Here is a 1,971-nt window from a genome sequence, read left to right as displayed (position 1 = left end):
GGCGCACCCCGCAGGAATCAGCCCAGCGCTCCGGGAGGCCCCGGAGGCCGGGACGATGGCTTCCGCGCCGGGCAGCGCCGCACCGGGCGGACCCCCGGGGTCCCGGGTGATCAGCTCAGAAGCCGGCGGCCGCCGGCGTTCCGCTGGCTCGGCTCGCTGTCCACCCGCGGCGCGGTCTCCATCTTGCTGGCCGCCGCCCTGCTCGGCGTGATCGGCACGGCGCTGACCGGCAGGGAGCCGGGCTTCTGGCTTGGATTCTGCACGGTCGTGGGTTCGATCATCGCGGCTCTCGCCATCCGGCGTCGCCGGCTCTACGTGCTCATTCCGCTCCCGGCGCTGGTCCTCTTCTTCGGCGCCGCGGTCACCGGGGCCATCCACGACCGTGGCGTGGACACCTCGACGACGGAAATCGGCGTCAACTTCCTGCAGTGGATCGCCAACGTCTTCTTCGCCATGGGCGCCGCGACCATCCTTGTGCTGGTGATCGCCGGCGGCCGCTGGCTTCTTTCGAGGCAACTCGTCGCCGGCCAGTTCCCGATGTCCGGCGGCGCCGCAGGCAACGTCGCCCGTCCGCGCCCCGGGCCCAGCCCGCGCCCCGCCGCTCCCAGCCCCGGCCGCGAAGCCAGCGACGAACAGGGCGCCGATGCTCGCTGGAACGGCCGCGGCCTGCGCCCGACTCGCGACCAGCGAGGTGGCCGGCCAGGCGCGGGTGACCAGCGCGCCAACGGTGACCGCTGGAGCAGCAACGGCAGCGGGCGTGGCGACCGCCCCTCATGGACTCCCCGCGACCAGCGGGATCCGCGCACCTCCCGTGACGACCGCCGCCCCACGTACTGACGCGCTAGAGCTTTTCCAGGGGGGCGTAGCGGAGTACCAGGTGCTTGACGCCGTACTCGCCGCCGAAGTCGATCTTGGCTTCGGCCTGGTCGCCGTAGCCGTCGGCGGACACCACCGTGCCGAGGCCGAACTTGTCGTGCGTCACCCGGTCGCCAGGCGCCAGCGCGGGGACGGTCCGGTTGCCGACCGTCGTCACGCCCGGGCGGGTGGCCATCCGCTCGGAAGCCGGCGCGGAAGCCGCGGCCGCCGCCAGGGCGTCGCGCCGCCATTCGATCAGCGACGCGGGGATCTCGGACAAGAACCGGGACGGGGTGTGGAAAGACGGCCGTCCCCACCAGTTACGGGCCGCTGCCCGCGTCAGGTACAGCCGCTCCTTCGCGCGGGTGATCCCCACGTAGGCGAGCCGCCGTTCCTCCTCGAGCTCCCGCTGGTTGGTCAGCGACCTGGCGTGCGGGAACACCTCTTCCTCCATGCCGGTGAGGAACACCACGGGGAACTCCAGGCCCTTGGCCGTGTGCAGCGTCATCAGCGTCACCATGCCGCCGTGGTCCTCGCCGTCGGGGATCTCGTCCGCGTCGGCGACGAGCGCCACCCGCTCGAGGAAGTCCGCGAGCGTGCCGTCCGCCCGTGCTTGGGATGACTGTGAGGCGTCGAACTCGCGCGCCACCGACACCATTTCCTGCAGGTTCTCCACCCGGGTGGCGTCCTGCAGGTCCGGCGAGGTCTCCAGCGAGGCCTGGTAGCCGGTCCTGTCGAGCACCGCCTCGACGAGCTCGGCCACCGGGCCTCCCGTCGCGGCCTGCTCCCGCAGGTCGCCGGTCAGCGCGTTGAATCCGGCGATCGCCGCTGCCGACCTCGCGGCGAGACCAGGCACCTCGGACGGAGAGCGCAGCGCCTCGGCGAACGTGATGCGCTCGCGAGCGGCGTACGCCGCGACATACTCTTCCGCGCGGTCCCCGATGCCGCGCTTCGGCACGTTGAGCACCCGGCGCAGCGACACCTCGTCCGCCGGGTTGGCGATCAGCCGCAGGTAGGCCAGCAGGTCGCGGACCTCGCGCCGCTCGTAGAACCGGACACCGCCGACCACCCGGTACGGCAGCCCGACCCGGATGAACACTTCCTCGAAGACACGGG

At 72.5% G+C, this 1,971-nt stretch carries 2 protein-coding genes; one reads left to right on the top strand and one right to left on the bottom strand.

Annotation, left to right across the window (positions count from 1 at the left end; genetic code table 11):
• Positions 1–837 (top strand): DUF6542 domain-containing protein (locus WA805_RS01025; protein ID WP_425241429.1); only part of this gene is annotated, 837 nt, incomplete at its 5' end.
• A 4-nt stretch (positions 838–841) separates the two neighbouring features.
• Here WA805_RS01025 and WA805_RS01020 read toward each other — a convergent pair.
• Positions 842–1,971 (bottom strand): 3'-5' exonuclease (locus tag WA805_RS01020; protein ID WP_425241428.1); only part of this gene is annotated, 1,130 nt, incomplete at its 5' end.

Source organism: Trebonia sp. (assembly GCF_049794275.1).
Lineage (GTDB): Bacteria > Actinomycetota > Actinomycetes > Streptosporangiales > Streptosporangiaceae > Trebonia.
Note: the sequence above shows the minus strand (reverse complement) of the source record. Positions and strands in the feature narration are given on the sequence as shown.